12 protein-coding genes are annotated in these 14,077 nt (G+C 63.1%); 7 read left to right on the top strand and 5 right to left on the bottom strand.

Going from position 1 to position 14,077, the window contains the following annotated elements; all coding sequences use genetic code 11:
- Positions 1-154: 154 nt before the first annotated feature.
- On the top strand, positions 155-835 hold the full coding sequence (locus tag ACFQ6Y_RS16665; RefSeq protein WP_378634736.1) for a FadR/GntR family transcriptional regulator: 681 nt from the start codon (positions 155-157) through the stop codon (positions 833-835).
- Here ACFQ6Y_RS16665 and ACFQ6Y_RS16670 read toward each other — a convergent pair.
- Both ACFQ6Y_RS16670 and ACFQ6Y_RS16675 read right to left on the bottom strand, forming a co-directional pair.
- The gene (locus ACFQ6Y_RS16670; protein ID WP_378634741.1) at positions 832-1,938 is read right to left on the bottom strand and encodes a YbhN family protein; all 1,107 of its coding nucleotides are present in this window, start codon (positions 1,936-1,938) and stop codon (positions 832-834) included. The two genes, ACFQ6Y_RS16665 and ACFQ6Y_RS16670, sit on opposite strands and share 4 nt — an antisense overlap.
- 9 nt (positions 1,939-1,947) lie before the next feature.
- Complete coding sequence (locus ACFQ6Y_RS16675; protein WP_021343017.1) at positions 1,948-3,426, bottom strand: adenylate/guanylate cyclase domain-containing protein; 1,479 nt, start codon at positions 3,424-3,426, stop codon at positions 1,948-1,950.
- Positions 3,427-3,618: 192 nt separating this feature from the next.
- Here ACFQ6Y_RS16675 and ACFQ6Y_RS16680 point away from each other — a divergent pair, with 192 nt between their 5' ends.
- From ACFQ6Y_RS16680 to ACFQ6Y_RS16695, 4 genes are read left to right on the top strand one after another with little or no spacing between them, the layout of a single operon-like run.
- Positions 3,619-4,797, top strand: a complete 1,179-nt coding sequence (locus ACFQ6Y_RS16680; RefSeq protein ID WP_378634744.1) for an AI-2E family transporter — start codon at positions 3,619-3,621, stop codon at positions 4,795-4,797.
- A complete protein-coding gene (macS, locus tag ACFQ6Y_RS16685; RefSeq protein ID WP_378634748.1) occupies positions 4,790-6,013 on the top strand; it encodes a MacS family sensor histidine kinase in 1,224 nt (407 codons plus the stop codon). The genes ACFQ6Y_RS16680 and macS overlap by 8 nt, the downstream gene beginning before the upstream one ends.
- A 28-nt stretch (positions 6,014-6,041) precedes the next feature.
- Positions 6,042-6,674, top strand: coding sequence for a response regulator transcription factor (locus ACFQ6Y_RS16690; protein ID WP_047269712.1), 633 nt, complete (start codon positions 6,042-6,044; stop codon positions 6,672-6,674).
- Between the two features lie 17 nt (positions 6,675-6,691).
- Positions 6,692-7,420 (top strand): DUF1707 domain-containing protein, encoded by a 729-nt coding sequence (locus ACFQ6Y_RS16695; RefSeq protein ID WP_378448809.1) that lies wholly within the window; start codon positions 6,692-6,694, stop codon positions 7,418-7,420.
- Between the two features lie 4 nt (positions 7,421-7,424).
- Here ACFQ6Y_RS16695 and ACFQ6Y_RS16700 read toward each other — a convergent pair whose 3' ends face one another.
- Both ACFQ6Y_RS16700 and ACFQ6Y_RS16705 read right to left on the bottom strand, forming a co-directional pair.
- Positions 7,425-7,877 carry a MaoC family dehydratase gene (locus tag ACFQ6Y_RS16700; RefSeq protein WP_378535432.1) on the bottom strand — a complete coding sequence of 151 codons (453 nt, stop codon included), beginning with the start codon at positions 7,875-7,877 and terminating at the stop codon, positions 7,425-7,427.
- A 35-nt stretch (positions 7,878-7,912) separates the two neighbouring features.
- A complete protein-coding gene (locus ACFQ6Y_RS16705; protein ID WP_378634753.1) occupies positions 7,913-8,440 on the bottom strand; it encodes a cupin domain-containing protein in 528 nt (175 codons plus the stop codon).
- Positions 8,441-8,592: 152 nt separating this feature from the next.
- Between ACFQ6Y_RS16705 and ACFQ6Y_RS16710 the strand changes: the two genes are divergently transcribed.
- Positions 8,593-9,165, top strand: coding sequence for a TetR family transcriptional regulator (locus ACFQ6Y_RS16710; RefSeq protein ID WP_378535436.1), 573 nt, complete (start codon positions 8,593-8,595; stop codon positions 9,163-9,165).
- Between the two features lie 105 nt (positions 9,166-9,270).
- The gene (locus ACFQ6Y_RS16715) at positions 9,271-11,148 is read left to right on the top strand and encodes a DUF2339 domain-containing protein (RefSeq protein WP_378634758.1); all 1,878 of its coding nucleotides are present in this window, start codon (positions 9,271-9,273) and stop codon (positions 11,146-11,148) included.
- On the opposite strand, the gene ACFQ6Y_RS16720 is transcribed toward ACFQ6Y_RS16715, so the two are convergent.
- On the bottom strand, positions 11,123-14,077 hold the full coding sequence (locus ACFQ6Y_RS16720) for an MMPL family transporter (protein ID WP_378634762.1): 2,955 nt from the start codon (positions 14,075-14,077) through the stop codon (positions 11,123-11,125). The genes ACFQ6Y_RS16715 and ACFQ6Y_RS16720 overlap by 26 nt on opposite strands.

A 14,077-nucleotide genomic window follows, 5' to 3' on the forward strand; every position in this document is an offset into this window, starting at 1 on the left:
CTCCTGCGGTCGAGTCGAAAGACCGGCATGGCGAAACCCCGCGGAGGGGTGCCGGTCTTTCAGGCCCCGCCGCGGCAGTCGAGAAGGAGTGCTCCTGTAGCCATGCGGGCTACACTAGAACGAAATCACTTATCAGACAACCTGAGGAGTTCACGTGTCACCGATCGTCGAGCGTCGGCTGCTCACCGACCAGGCCGCGGAGCTGCTGCGAGCGCGGATCGTGAACGGTGAGTGGGAAGTCGGCGCCAAACTTCCAGGTGAAACCACTCTTGCCGCGCAGTTGGGTATCGGGCGGTCCACTATCAGGGAAGCAGTGCGGACTCTCGCGGGTCTCGGCATGCTCGAATCGCGACAGGGAGCCGGCGTCTTTCTACGGAGTACGACGCCACCGGATCAGTGGCCCCGAGTGCTCGAAGCCGAGGCGATCCTTCACGTCATCGAGGTGCGCAACGCGGTCGAGATCGAAGCGGCTCGCCTCGCAGCGCAGCGGCGCGATGCCGTCGATGTCGCGGCTCTGAGGCAAGCGTTGGACGGTAGAACTGCTGCCGCCCATTCCGGGGACGCAGCCTTCGTCGACGCTGACATCGCGGTCCACCGGGCGGTGGTGGATGCGGCACACAATCCGGTGCTGTCGGAGCTCTTCGAGACTTTTGTGCCCCGTCTGCGGGCCGCGTTGATCGAGTTGATCGCGGTTCTGGATCTACATCCACACAGCCAGCCCGACGCCGACGAGCATCGAATGTTGGTGGACGCCATCGAAGCCGGCGACGCGGAGACAGCCGTACGGATCAGCCGGGCACACCTCGACGACATGGCAGCAGCGTTGCGACGCTAGACGCCGGGTTGTTCTCGACGTTCGAATTCGAGGTCCATCTCGAGATCTTCGTGGTGGGTTGCACGGAAAGTGATCAAGAAGACGATCCAACCGGCGACAGCGACCATAACGAGGCTGACCATTCGATACACGAACACCGACGCGATTGCCTGCGCCCCGCTGGCTCCGGCGATCGTCAGCGCTGTGATCAGGGCCGTGTCCACGTAACCCAGTCCGCCGGGAACCAGCGGAATGCTGCCGACTGCTTTGGCGGCAGTAAAGGCAATGAGGAGCCCCGCAAAAGAGGGCTCCGCGCCAACCGCCCAGCATGCAAAACCCAGACAGGCGACATCGGCGACGCGATGGATGGCTGACCACCCGAATGCGATGACCGAGTCGGTGCGGCTGAGCTCGACCGAATCCAGTTGCTTCAGGATCTCGGACCAGCGTCGCATTCCGCGGCCGAGTGGATTCTTGCGAATTCGGTTGTATCGGGCCAGGACTCGATGCCCGATCCGCTCGATACTGCCGGGGTTCTGGGCTATGTATCGCAACGCGAGGAACAGTGCTGCCATGCCGATGATCGAGATCGTCAGCGTTATGGGGCTGACCTTGGTGCCGAATGCTATTGCGCCGGTAGCGCCGAGGAGTGCCAGCGTCGCAGCAGCGATCACTCCACACACAGCCAACTGCCAGGACGCGACCACCGGTGTCGCGCCCCATTTTCGAGTCTGCTTGTACGTGAACGCGGTCGAGAAAACCTGGCCCGCAGGTAGCGTCAGCGCCATCGCCGTACTGGCATAAATGACCGAGAGGTTTTTCAGATGACCGGCAACCACGCCGGCGGCATTGAGAAGACGTTGCTGCACGGACGCGTAACCGCTGAGTGAAATGAGTTGCGCCGCGACGCAGGCGGCCACCCATCCCCAATGGATTTCGGTGAGGGCCCGCCAGGACTCACTGAGCTTGGGCCAGAGAATTGCGCCTTCGACTATCAGAAGGGCGACGAGCGCCACCCCGAGCAGCCACTTCAGCCACCAGAAGCGCCCTCTGGCCCGACTGGTCTCGGCCACGGGCGAGCGTGGTCGTCTCAGTCGCCGTGGGGTGTTTCCAGGCTGAGCCATCGACTCACCCTAACCAATTTGATCCGGATCGACCTCTGGATACTTTTCGGGCCACGCCAGATGCGTCAGTCGTCGGCGTCCACGCAGTTGAACTTGCTCGCCGAGTTCCCACTCGGCCTGTTCCTCTTCGTCGGCGAAGTACAGCGCGCTCGTCGACGCCAGCACTCGGCTGGGCCGAAGCTTCGCGAGCTCGGTGAGCCGTGACGCTTCGTTGACCGGATCGCCGATCACGGTGTACTCGAAACGTTCGGCAGCACCGATGTTGCCGGCGACCGCAAGACCCGCGCTCACGCCGATCCCGACGTCCAGGCCGGTGATGTCGTTGAGCTTGAACCGCAGCTCGCGAGCCGCAGCGAGGGCTGCCGTCGGAGCGTCGGGTCGATCGAGTGGTGCACCGAAGATGGCGAGCGCCGCATCACCCATGAACTTGTTGACAAAACCGTGGTGACGATCGATGACGTCGACGACCACACGGAAGAACTCGTTGAGCAGCTCGACCACTTCACCCGGCGGGCGCTCGGCCGCGGCGCCGGTGGATCCGACCATGTCGACGAACAGAACTGCCACGAATCGAGTTTCGCCGCCCAGTTCGGTACCGAACTTCAGCGCGCGCCGGGCCACGTCCTCGCCGACGTGCTGACCGAACAGCTCACGCAGCAGACGACGCTCGTCGGACTCTTTCATCATGCGGTTGAAGCCGACCTGCAGCCGGCCGATCTCACTGCCGTCGAACACCTCGACGCGTACGTCGGTAGCGCCGCGCTGCACCCGCTCGATGGCCCGACGCAGTTGGCGGATGGGATCGGAGATCTGAGTAGCCGTCAGCATCGACAGCGCAAACGCCTGCACGATCGCCATGATCGAGATGAGCAGGATCGCCCACGCGAGTGAGTCGGGGGAGAACTCGAGATTCGTCGTGAGCTGCGTCGAGCACAGCAAGATGATGCCTGCGACGGGCATCAGCGTGCCGAGTCCCCAGGTCATCGCCAGCCGGGTGCCGACGCCCGGCGCCATGGTCCGATCGAATTCGCCTTCGCTCAAGGCCTGGGCGGCGACCGGACGCAAGATGCGCTCACCGAGCATGTAGGTGAACCCGAAGGTCGTGGTCGCGGCCATACACACCGTCACGATCACCGCGATCGCGAGTCCGGGCATCTCGGTGATGGTGAGGAACACAAAGATGATTCCGCCCAAGATCCACAGCACCAGGTGGACGATGGCCTGGCGAAGCGGCGCGTGGAGTGCCGCCATCTGCTCTGACCTTGTCGGCGGACCCCCGCGCAGCCGCCAACGGATGACCGATTTCAACATCATGGCCGCTGCAGTGAGACTGACGGCACCGGCGAACGCGAGGTACACGCCGAAGATCGCGAAGTTGCGGACCCGGTCGGCAACTATTGCGTCGGACTCCTGGATCGGCACGCCGTACCGCACGAAGGCGAAGACCAGTACCGCGCCGATCAGGTTGGCCGCGAGCATGGAGAGCATATAGAGAGGCCACCGGCTGCGGATGGTCACCGCTATTGCTCTGTATGAGGCCCGCACAGGGTTCAATTTAGCTGGCAGAGGTCGAAGTGTTGGTACGCGCGTCCGATTATTCGTCCGCTCACCTGTGTCGGCCGGTCCGGTTAGGCTCGCGATGTGAACGCAAACAGGGGGCGTGCGGAGCGAGCTTCGAGGATGAACAGACCCATATCCGCCGACGCTCGGGCAGTGCATCCGGGTGTGCGCATAGCGGCGGAATGGTCGTGGCGCCTCATTGTGATCTTCGCTGGACTGTTGGTTCTCGGGTATGTCGTTCTACGTCTCGAAACCGTGCTCATCCCAGTCGGGCTGGCTCTTTTGGCATCGGCTCTGTTGATTCCGGTGGTTGATCGGCTGCAGGTGTGGGGTGTTCCTCGCTCGGCAGCTGTCATCGTCGTGTTGCTCGGCTCGATCGGGCTGGTCGCGGGAATCATGACGTTTGTCGTCGAGCAGTTCATCGACGGGTTGCCGCAGCTCACCGACCAGTTCACGGCTAGCGTCACGCAGATTCAGAACTGGCTCACCAGCGGACCGTTGCACTTCAGTGAGGATCAGATCCGCCAAGCGGGTGATTCGGTCGTCAAGTCGGTGCAATCCAATCGTGAGTCCCTGACCAGCGGCGCATTGACCACGGCGACAGTCATCGGTGAGATCTTCACCGGGGCATTGCTGACGCTGTTCACTCTCATCTTCTTCCTCTACGGCGGCGACCAGATCTGGCAGTTCGTCACCCGCATCGTTCCCACCGACGCTCGACGTCGCGTGCGGATCGCCGGTTCTGCGGGGTTCGGGTCGCTGATCGGTTACGTGCGCGCCACGGTCGCGGTTGCCGCAGCCGACGCGATCGGTATCGGTGCCGGCCTGGCGATCCTCGGGGTGCCGCTCGCCCTGCCGCTGGCGTCGTTGGTGTTCATCGGCGCGTTCATTCCGATCGTCGGTGCATTTCTGACCGGTTTTCTCGCGGTGCTTGTCGCTCTGGTCACGAAGGGTTTCCTGACGGCGCTGATTGTCCTCGGCATCATCATCGGTGTCATGCAGCTCGAAGCGCACGTGATGCAACCGCTGTTGTTGGGTCGCGCTGTTCGCCTGCATCCGCTGGCAGTCGTTCTCGCCATTACGACGGGCATCGTTCTCGCTGGAATCGTCGGCGGGCTATTGGCTGTTCCGATCGTCGCGGTCCTGAATACCGCTATTCGTTCCCTCCTCGCTGACGACCCGGACATCGCGTACGCCGAACTGCACGTCGAAGATCCGGAGACCCCACTGTTCCCCGCCGAACCCGACGAGCCGCGCGCCGAGCCTCGCATCGTGAACCCCACCCCTCCCGATGACTGAGCCCACCCGCCGTCGTCGGCTGCACTATCAGCCGACCGTTCGCGAGGCGTCGGGCATCGACACCGACCCTGATGCCCCGCTGTGGCGGGCGGCGCAGGCATTTCGGCTCGTCACGCTGGTGTACGCGATCAGCTACCAGTTCGCTTCGGCCTCCGACTACACCAACTCCCGGCTCAGCTGGTTCTTCGTCGCTCTGATGGCCGTGTGGACCGGGGTGTCGGCACTGCTGCTCGGGACCTCCGGTGCTTTGTTCGGGAAGAAGCTGCCGAGATATCAGGTGGTGATTGCCGATCAGGTGGTCGTCGTCTTGCTGATGGCGTCGACGAGGCTGGTCTCCGACCACGAGTGGTATCAGAATCACCAGACGCTCCCCACCACGCTGTGGGCCACCAACGCTGTCATCTCCGCGGCAATTCTCGGCGGGCCGTGGCTCGGCATGGCGTCCGGAGTCGTCATCTCGGCGGCCAGCGCGATCATCCGCGACCAGGTCAACCTGGACCTCTGGCGCGATGCGACGGCTCCCGTGCTCGTATCGGTCGGCCTGGCGTTGGGCTTGGCCACCACCACCGCTCGGCGCTCGCATCGACAACTCGAGCAGGCCGTACGTCTGGCGGCGGCCACCGAAGAGCGCGAACGCTTGGCACGCGAAGTACACGACGGAGTCCTGCAGGTCCTGGCGATGGTGCGCCGGCGAGGAGCGGCACTCGGCGGCGAGGCAGCTGAACTGGCTGCTCTGGCAGGTGAGCAGGAGGTCGCCTTGAGAATGCTGATCTCCGAGCAGGTTTCGGGTGCCGCGGCTGACGTCGGCGGACAGACAGTGGACCTGTGTCCGCTGTTGACCACGCAGGCAAGCACGTCGGTGTCGGTGTCGACGCCCGCGCACCCCGTCGTGATCGAGCGTGATCGAGCCATCGAACTGGCAGCCATCGTCGACAATGCCCTGTCCAATGTCGGGCTGCACGCCGGGCCCGCGGCGAAGGCATACGTATTGCTCGAAGATTTGCCGGGCGAGGTGATCGTCAGCGTCCGCGACGACGGAATCGGAATTCCAGAGGGTCGCTTGGCGCAAGCCGAAGCCGAAGGCCGCATGGGAGTATCGAAGTCCATTCTCGGCCGAGTGCAGGTGCTCGGCGGAACTGCAGTCCTGCAAACGGGGCCAGGGGAGGGCACCGAATGGGAGATCAACGTTCCGAAGGGGAAGAGTGAGCGTGGCTGACGAACAGGGCGAGAATCCGGTGACGGTGATGGTCGTCGACGATCACCCGATGTGGCGCGACGGTGTCTCCCGGGACCTCGAGGCCGCCGGTTTCACGGTGAGTGCGACGGCGGAGGGTGTCGAGAGTGCACGCCGCCGCGCCGCCGCCGTGCAACCCGCCGTGGTTCTGATGGACATGAACCTGCCGGACGGAAACGGCGCCGACGCCACCACTGCGGTGCTCGAGGTTTCGCCGAAGAGCAAGGTACTCGTGCTTTCGGCCTCCGCCGAGCGTGACGACGTCCTCGACGCGGTCAAAGCCGGAGCGTCGGGTTACCTGGTCAAGAGTGCTTCCGTGGCGGAACTGCTCGAGGCCGTGCGAGCGACCTTCGACGGACAAGCCGTCTTCACACCCGGCCTCGCCGGATTGGTGCTCGGCGAGTACCGCCGGATGTCGACGGCACCGGCCGACGATCGTGCACCAGAGCTGCCTCGGCTCACCGACCGTGAGACTGAAGTGCTCCGTCTTGTCGCCAAGGGGCTGAGCGCAAAACAGATCGCCACGAGGCTCTCGCTCAGCCACCGGACCGTCGAAAACCACGTCCAGGCGACGCTTCGGAAACTTCAATTGGCCAATCGCGTCGAACTCACGCGATACGCAATAGAACAAGGTCTCGAATAACGTTTATCCTGGAAATCATGGAGGCCAGGAATCTACGCGTGTCCGATGCCGAACGAGAGCACGTCGGCGAGCTGCTGCAGAAAGCTGTCGGTCAAGGGATGCTCTCGCTCGGTGAGTTCACCGAGCGCATGGACACGGCCTTGGCCGCGAAGACGCGAGGTGAACTCAACTCGGTACTCACGGATCTTCCGGGCATCACACTGATCTCCGACTACGATCCGCCCGCGTATCCCAATGCGGGTCAGCCGATGTACCAAGGCCAGCCCTATCCGGCGCCGACCTACCAACCCCAGCCGCATCAGCCACCGCCGGTTCACCCGAGCCCGCCCTACCGCGCTCCGGTCGGGGCTCCGGTTGTCGGTGCGTACGGCGCGGCGAATGCTGCCGTGATCCGCGGACGAATGGCGACGGTGACGCGGAACGGTGCATGGATCGTTCCTCCAGCCGTCGTGGTCGACACCAGAATGTCCAGTGTGACCATCGATTTCACGCGTGCAGTGATGCAGACGCAGGTCGTGAACATCTCGATCGACGACTACGCCAGTTCAATCTCACTGATCGTTCCCGAAGAGGCGACGGTGGACATGAACGGTGTCGAGGCAGTCGGAGGAAGCGCGTCCAACAAGGTTCGCTCCGGTCCACAGATGGGGCCGCTGCACCTGGTGGTTCACGGCAAGGTGCGATTCGGCAGTGTCACCGCGAAGCATCCCTTCGGTACCACGATCCGAAAGATGTTCGGCTCCTGACCTTTCAGTGATACGCGCGGGTCAACATCTCGGCGACGCATACGGGCTTGTCACCGTGTTCTCGTTCGAACGTCTGCGTCACCGTGATCTGGACGCCGCCGTTTATCGGTTCGACTTTGCTCAACGTCGCACGCATGCGGACACGAGAGCCCACCGGTAGCGGAGCAGGCAACCTGACCTTGTCGAATCCACAGTTGAGAGCAAACGCAAAACCTTCGAGCGAGAACATCGCGTACGAGAACTTGGGGCCGAGTGAGAGCGTGTAGTTGCCGTGCGCGATGGTTCCGCCGAACGGCGACTCCTTCGCGCGATCAACATCGACGTGAATCCACTGATCGTCGCCGGTGACGCGGGCGAACTCGTCGATGGACTCCTGAGTGACCTCGTGCCAGTCGCTGACACCCAACTCTTGGTTCAGGTTGGCGGTGAGGTCTTCTGCTCCGGTGAGTACAAGCATGAATTTTCCTTCGATCGGTAGGTGCTGACAGTCGGTCAGTGACTTTCGATGCCGAATCCCACACCGTGTGTCTGTGCGATCTCGGCGGTGGCCATGAGATCGAATTCGATCCCGAAGTCTGCTTCTACCCGCGCTGCAACCGATTCCGCTGCGGCACCTGCTTCGGCCAGAAGCTTCGGCATCAGTTCGAACAGGTCTTCCATCCCTCCTGGTGTGATGATTTCGAGAATCCGGGCTGGAATGTCGTCGGGATTCCACACTGCGTGCCACTGGCCACGTGGTTTGAAGATCATGGCGCCGGTCTCCGCGTAGACGACCTCGTCTCCGACCATCGCTGCGACGCGGCCACTTTGAACCACCGTGTACTCGTCTTCCCGGCTGTGGCGATGGACCGGCGAGGTCATCGAATGCGGAGCGATGCGGTGTTGGACAAGCGAGAATCCTCCCTCGGTCTGTTTGCTTCGAACCATCATCCGGACGCCGGTGGCCGAGAGAGTCGCGGCGAGATCTTCGTCCGGTCCGAGGACGGTCGGCGTGGTGCGGTTTGTGGGATTCGGGGACATCGATTCGATCCTTTGCCATCGTGAGCGTCGTTGGCCGCGCTCCGGTTTGTCGATTTCCGAATCATGTACCAATCGGTCTAGTGATGCAAGGTTTTGGCAGTTTATGCACTTCAAGTGTTGTTGATATGTGTACTGATCGGTATATTAAACTTATGTCTACGAGGGATTTGTTGGTCGATGCCGCTGCCGATTTGCTGCAGCGGAAGGGCTACGCGGGAACGGGTGTGTCGGAAGTTCTCTCGGCTAGTGCGACTACCAAAGGTTCCTTGTACTTTCACTTTCCGGGCGGCAAGGAAGAACTCGCAGGCGAGGCTCTGAGGCGTCGTGGCGAGGCAATGGCCGATTTCATCCGGCATCTGCTGGAGAGCTCACCCGATGCCGCCACCGCGATCTCGGCATTCGCCGCCGCGCTGGCTGCTCGGTTGTCGGATTCGGACTACGAACGTGGATGTGCTCTGGCTACGGCAACGCTGGATGCCGCAACCGAATCCGACGTCATCCGTGGTGCTTGCGCGGACGGTTACAACTCCTGGCTTGCTCTGTTGGCTCAGCGCCTCGAAGCCGACGGCTGGTCCCGCGAGGACGCAGAGTCCGAGGCCATTCTCGCTCTGTCTGCACTCGAGGGTGCGCTGGTGCTCGCGCGAGCGCGTCAGGATCCCGCTCCGCTTCACACTTCGGGTCGGCTTCTGTCCGAACGATTGCGGAACGCAGCAGCTCGGCGATAGTGCCTTGTCAGTCGAAAGTGCTGTCAGTCGAATACGAGAAGTCCCCACGCTGATCGGGTAGTACTACTCATCTGATCTGTTCGGCTGAGCAGCAAGCTCATATTCATGACTACACCGAGCTCTCCCGCCGTCGATCCGCGACTGGTGATCGCCCTCTCGGCCGAGTGCGACAGCATCGGCCGGCAGTTGCGTCACATGGGCCAGAACCTGTCGATTCTGCAGACTCAGCTGGCCTCGACCGCCGTGCCGGCGCCCGCGCCGGTAGTTCCGGCTCCGGTAGCTTCTGTTCCCGTAGTTCAGGTAGCCCCGGTACAGCCGATGCAGCAGGTCCGCCCTCAGCAGAGCGTGCCCTCGTGGCAGCCGCCGACGTATCCGGTTGCGGCACCTCGCCAGCCCTGGTGGCAACGCGACGGTGTCATCAGTCGACTCCTGGCCGCGGCAGGTGTTGCCGTCACACTGATCGGCGTCGTGATGCTGCTGGTACTTGCAGCGCAGGCCGGGTTCTTCGGGCCGCCGCTGCGGGTGCTCGGTGGCGCACTTCTTTCCGGCGCCTTGGTATTTGCCGGGGTGCGGGTGCACGGACGCCCAGGGGGCAAGGTGGGGGCAATTGCCCTGGCTGCCACCGGTTTCGCAGGGATGTACCTCGACGTCGTCGCAGCGTCCGTTCTCTACGGTTGGGTGACGACGCCGCTCGCGGTGGTGATTACCTTCGGAATTGCCGCCGCCGGCGTTGCCCTCGCCGTCAAATGGGATTCCGAATCACTGGCGCTCATGATCGTTCTCGGCGCAGCGGTGCTCGCTCCCGTACTGACGTCGGGAATATCGTTGACCCTCATCGGTTTCCTGTTTGCGATCCAATCGGCGACGTTCTCCGCCCAGCTCGGTCGTGACTGGAAGTACCTGGGTATGGCGCGCACCGTACCGGTGGTTCTCGCACTGCTCATCGCGATAGCGTCGGAGTCCATCTTCGACGAATCCGGTAACAGTGCAGTGCAATTGGTGATCAGTGCCAGCGTGGTTGCAATCGTGGGCGCCGGCTGCGCGATGGCTATGCAGTGGACGGGTTGGCCCTCGCGCGGCGGAGTTGCAGGGGCGTGGTCCACCGCTACCTTTGTTGTCTCGACCCTTCCGCTGATGAGCGTCGGAGCCGTGCTCGGGCGCACCGAATCCGCAGTGCTGTACGGAATTACTGCGGCACTACTTCTTTCGGCTGCAGCGGCGGCCAAGCCTTTGCCGACGCAACTGCGATTCGGACTGGGCGCAACCGGCGCCCTCGCATTGTTGCTCTGCTGCTTCTCCGGGGCGACTGAATCTCTGGTCGTGCCGCTGATCCTCACGGTCGGAATGATCTTCCTCGGAGTCTCGCTGTATGCGGGTTCGCGCTTCGTCTTCGCGCTCGGAACCGCCTTTGCGGCAATCGGATCGATCGGATACCTCACGACGGTTCCGCCGGAAGCGTTGACGACCGCCCGTGCCGCATCCATGCAACTCGGTGCGATCACGGCACTTTCGAGCCTGACAGCGATAGGCGCACTGGTGATGCTGGTGTGGGCGATTCACCGACTGAAGTTGGTCGCCGATTCCAACGCAGCGGTCTTCTGGGCAGTCGCAGGGTTCGGTGTCCTCTACGCGGTGACGTGCGCGCTCGTCTCATCCGGCGTCGAAATTTTCGACAGTGCAACCGGATTCGTTGCCGGGCACAGCGTTGCAACCATCGTCTGGATGCTTGCCGCCACGTCAGCGCTGGTGCTCGGATTGAACAACCGCCAGCACGCTCGCGTCTTGCTCGGAGCCGGGCTTGCTCTCACCAGTGCGGCAGTGGCAAAGCTGTTCCTCTTCGACCTGGCCACACTCAGTGGGCTAGTGCGCAGCGTCGCCTTCCTGGTGGTCGGCTTGCTGCTCCTGCTGGTCGGGACACGTTATGCACGAGCCTTCGCCAAGCAGGAGCAGGAGCAGGTCAGCTCCGCTTCTGGCGAGCGATGAGCTCGCTCACGCTGATGGCGCCGGCATCGTCAGGTCGGTGCCTGCCGGTGGCGTTGTCGTCGCCGTCGGGGGTGGCGTCCGAAACTCGGGGCTCGTCGGTAGGCGAAGGCGCATCCGTGAAAACCCCGTTGCGACGCTCCGGAGCGGTCGGTGGAGGCGGCGACTGGGGGGTCGCCTCCACCGAGGTCGGGACTGAGCCGTTGGTTACGGAACCGTTTGTTGCAGAGCCGGTGGCAGCACCGTTTGCAGAGCCGTTCCGGCTCGAGCCGTTGGTGCCTGAAGCGCTGCTGGCAGCACCGTTGGTCGCCGAACCGTTTGTACGCGAAGGCGTCCGCACCACCGGCAGCGGCCGTGAGGCCGGGGGAGTCTGTTCCCGGGCCCGCAAGTCCGACAACCAGCTTTCGATGGGACGCTCGGCCGGCGCAGCGGGCGCGGGGTTCCTGCACTTGTCGGTGGCGTTCGGTTGCGGTCGGTACGAAGGATTGGGGACCGGTGCCTCGATCAAGTTCTGGGGGGCGCTGGCTGCACTCCCGATATCGAGACGACGTCGCGGTGCAGGCTTCTCCGCGGCAGGTGTATCCGTGTTCGGTGCCTTGATCGCCATTTCGCTGAGCGGAATGGGCTCGGTGAGTGGATCGGGAACACGAGGTCCGCTGTCCGGCTGTACAGCCGGGGCAGGCGGCGGCATGACCCGAGAGGCCGCTTCGATCTTGCGCGGTTGACCCGGTCCGGCGATCGCACCGACAGGCGCGATCTGCGGGACGTTCGCGAGTACCAGCTCGTTGTCGAGGATCGGCTCACCCAGCCCGATCTTCTGCTGGATCCGCTTCATCCAGGCCGGAGCCCACCAGCAGTCGTCGCCGAGCAGTTTCATGGTGGCGGGGACCAGGAACATTCGGATCAGCGTCGCGTCGATGATCAGCGCGGAGATCATGCCGTAGGAGATGTACTTCATCATCACCAGATCGGACAGGCCGAATGCACCGGTGACCACGATCAGGATCAGTGCGGCAGCGGTGATGATTCGGCCGGTATGTGCCGTGCCGATTCGGATGGATTCGGTGGTACTCGCGCCCTGCGCTCGCGCTTCGACCATGCGGGAGAGCAGGAACACTTCGTAGTCGGTGGACAGGCCGTAGACGATCGCGATGATCAGCACCAGGACGGGAGACATGATCGGTCCCGGTGTGAAGTTCAACAGACCGGAACCGTGCCCGTCGATGAAGATCCAGGTCAGGATTCCGAGCGTCGAACCCAGTCCCAGCGCACTCATCAACGCAGCCTTGATGGGCAGGACGAGCGAACCGAACGTCAAGAACATCAGCAGGGTCGTCAGCAGGATGACGGATACGACCATCAGCGGCAGACGATCGAGCAACGCGTCGACGCTGTCCTGCTCGATGGCCGGAGTGCCGCCGACCAGCACAGTTGTGCCCTCGGGCCAATCCGCGGATCGCAGATAGTCGATGGTGGGACGTGCCTCGTTGCGCTCGGTCAGACCGGCTTTGAGGACGTTGACACCGTCCTTGGTCGCAACTTCCGGGGTGAACTTCTCGACCAGACCCGGCGCAGCGTTTGCGGTCTTGGAAATCTGACCGAGAGTGGTGTTGTCGGCTCCCTCGATGACGAGTCGAACGGGCTCGGTCCGATTGCCCGGGAAGAGTTCGTCGAACTGCGCCTGCGCGACACGAGTGGGGCTGTCAGGGGGCAGGTACGTCTCGTTGATACCGCCGAACTTGATGCCCGTCAGCGGAATGATCATCAGCAGCAGAGCCGCGACGATCGGGACCGCGACCTTGAGCGGATGCTGCATGACCCAGCGGGTCAGCTTGCCCCAGAAACCGTTCTCGATTTCCTCGTTGGTCTTGGTCTGGCGCAGTTTCTTGAAGGTCAGTGCGTCGATCCGCTTGCCGAGAATGCCGAGAATCGCAGGAAGGATCGTGATGGACGAGATCGCGGCAAGCATGACTGCAGCGATGGCGCCGTAGGCCACCGATTTGAGGAAGCCCTGCGGGAACAACAGCAGACCGCCGAGGCTGACGGCAACCATGGTCGCCGAGAACATGACCGTTCTACCTGCCGTCATGACTGTTCGGCGTACTGCGGTCGGGGTGTCGTACCCCTCGGCTATCTCTTCTCGGAAACGGCTGACGATGAACAGTCCGTAGTCGATCGCGAGGCCCAGACCGACCAGAGAGACCACGGGCGCGACAAACGCGTTGACCTCGGTGAAGTTGGTGATCAGTCGAATGATGCCGTTGGCGCCGATGACGGTCAGTCCGCCGACGATCAACGGGAGGGCGGCAGCGACCACGCCACCGAAGACGAAGAACAGCAGGACACCGACAGCGGGAATTGCGAGCATTTCCATGCGCTTGATGTCGTTGGCCATCGTGTCGTTGAGCGAATTCGCGACAGGTTGCAGGCCGGCGAGTTGCACGTCGACGCCGTCGATGTAGAACTGCGACTCGACGTCGCGGAAGTTGTTCGATACCGCGGTGTCGTTGTCGCCGGCGATCGCGATGCTGGTGACCGCGTGTTGCTTGGTCTTGTCCGCCAGTGCCGCCACCGAGAGACCGTTGTCGACCTTGAAGTACGAGCCGTTGATCTTCATGATCTGGTCGGGGTTGTCGGCAACGAGCCGCTGCAGATTGTCGATGACCTTCGCTTGGAACTCGGGGTCGTCGACCGTCTTGCCCTCCGGCGCTGTGTACAGCGCCAGAACGTCACCCGTCGTGCTGCGCCCGAACGTGCCGTCAGCGAGTTTTGCAGCCTCTACCGATTCCGACCCCGGATCGTCCCAGCCGCTCTGGCTGAGATGATCCTGCAGGCTCAGGCCGTACGCAGCGAGCCCGAGGAGCCCCGCCACCATGACAGCGATGACGGTGAAGCGGGCTCGATAGACGATGCTTCCCCAGCTGGCGAACAC

The sequence above is a fragment of the Rhodococcus sp. NPDC056516 genome, from assembly GCF_042794655.1.
Taxonomy (GTDB): Bacteria; Actinomycetota; Actinomycetes; order Mycobacteriales; family Mycobacteriaceae; genus Rhodococcus_F.

Coding starts and splice junctions, on each gene's coding strand:
- ACFQ6Y_RS16715 (WP_378634758.1), top strand. CDS start 9,271: ATGACTACACCGAGCTCTCCCGCCGTCGATCCGCGACTGGTGATCGCC.
- ACFQ6Y_RS16675 (WP_021343017.1), bottom strand. CDS start 3,426: ATGCTCTCCATGCTCGCGGCCAACCTGATCGGCGCGGTACTGGTCTTC.
- ACFQ6Y_RS16680 (WP_378634744.1), top strand. CDS start 3,619: ATGAACAGACCCATATCCGCCGACGCTCGGGCAGTGCATCCGGGTGTG.
- ACFQ6Y_RS16705 (WP_378634753.1), bottom strand. CDS start 8,440: ATGTCCCCGAATCCCACAAACCGCACCACGCCGACCGTCCTCGGACCG.
- ACFQ6Y_RS16695 (WP_378448809.1), top strand. CDS start 6,692: ATGGAGGCCAGGAATCTACGCGTGTCCGATGCCGAACGAGAGCACGTC.
- ACFQ6Y_RS16690 (WP_047269712.1), top strand. CDS start 6,042: ATGGTCGTCGACGATCACCCGATGTGGCGCGACGGTGTCTCCCGGGAC.
- ACFQ6Y_RS16700 (WP_378535432.1), bottom strand. CDS start 7,877: ATGCTTGTACTCACCGGAGCAGAAGACCTCACCGCCAACCTGAACCAA.
- ACFQ6Y_RS16670 (WP_378634741.1), bottom strand. CDS start 1,938: ATGGCTCAGCCTGGAAACACCCCACGGCGACTGAGACGACCACGCTCG.
- ACFQ6Y_RS16710 (WP_378535436.1), top strand. CDS start 8,593: ATGTCTACGAGGGATTTGTTGGTCGATGCCGCTGCCGATTTGCTGCAG.
- macS (WP_378634748.1), top strand. CDS start 4,790: ATGACTGAGCCCACCCGCCGTCGTCGGCTGCACTATCAGCCGACCGTT.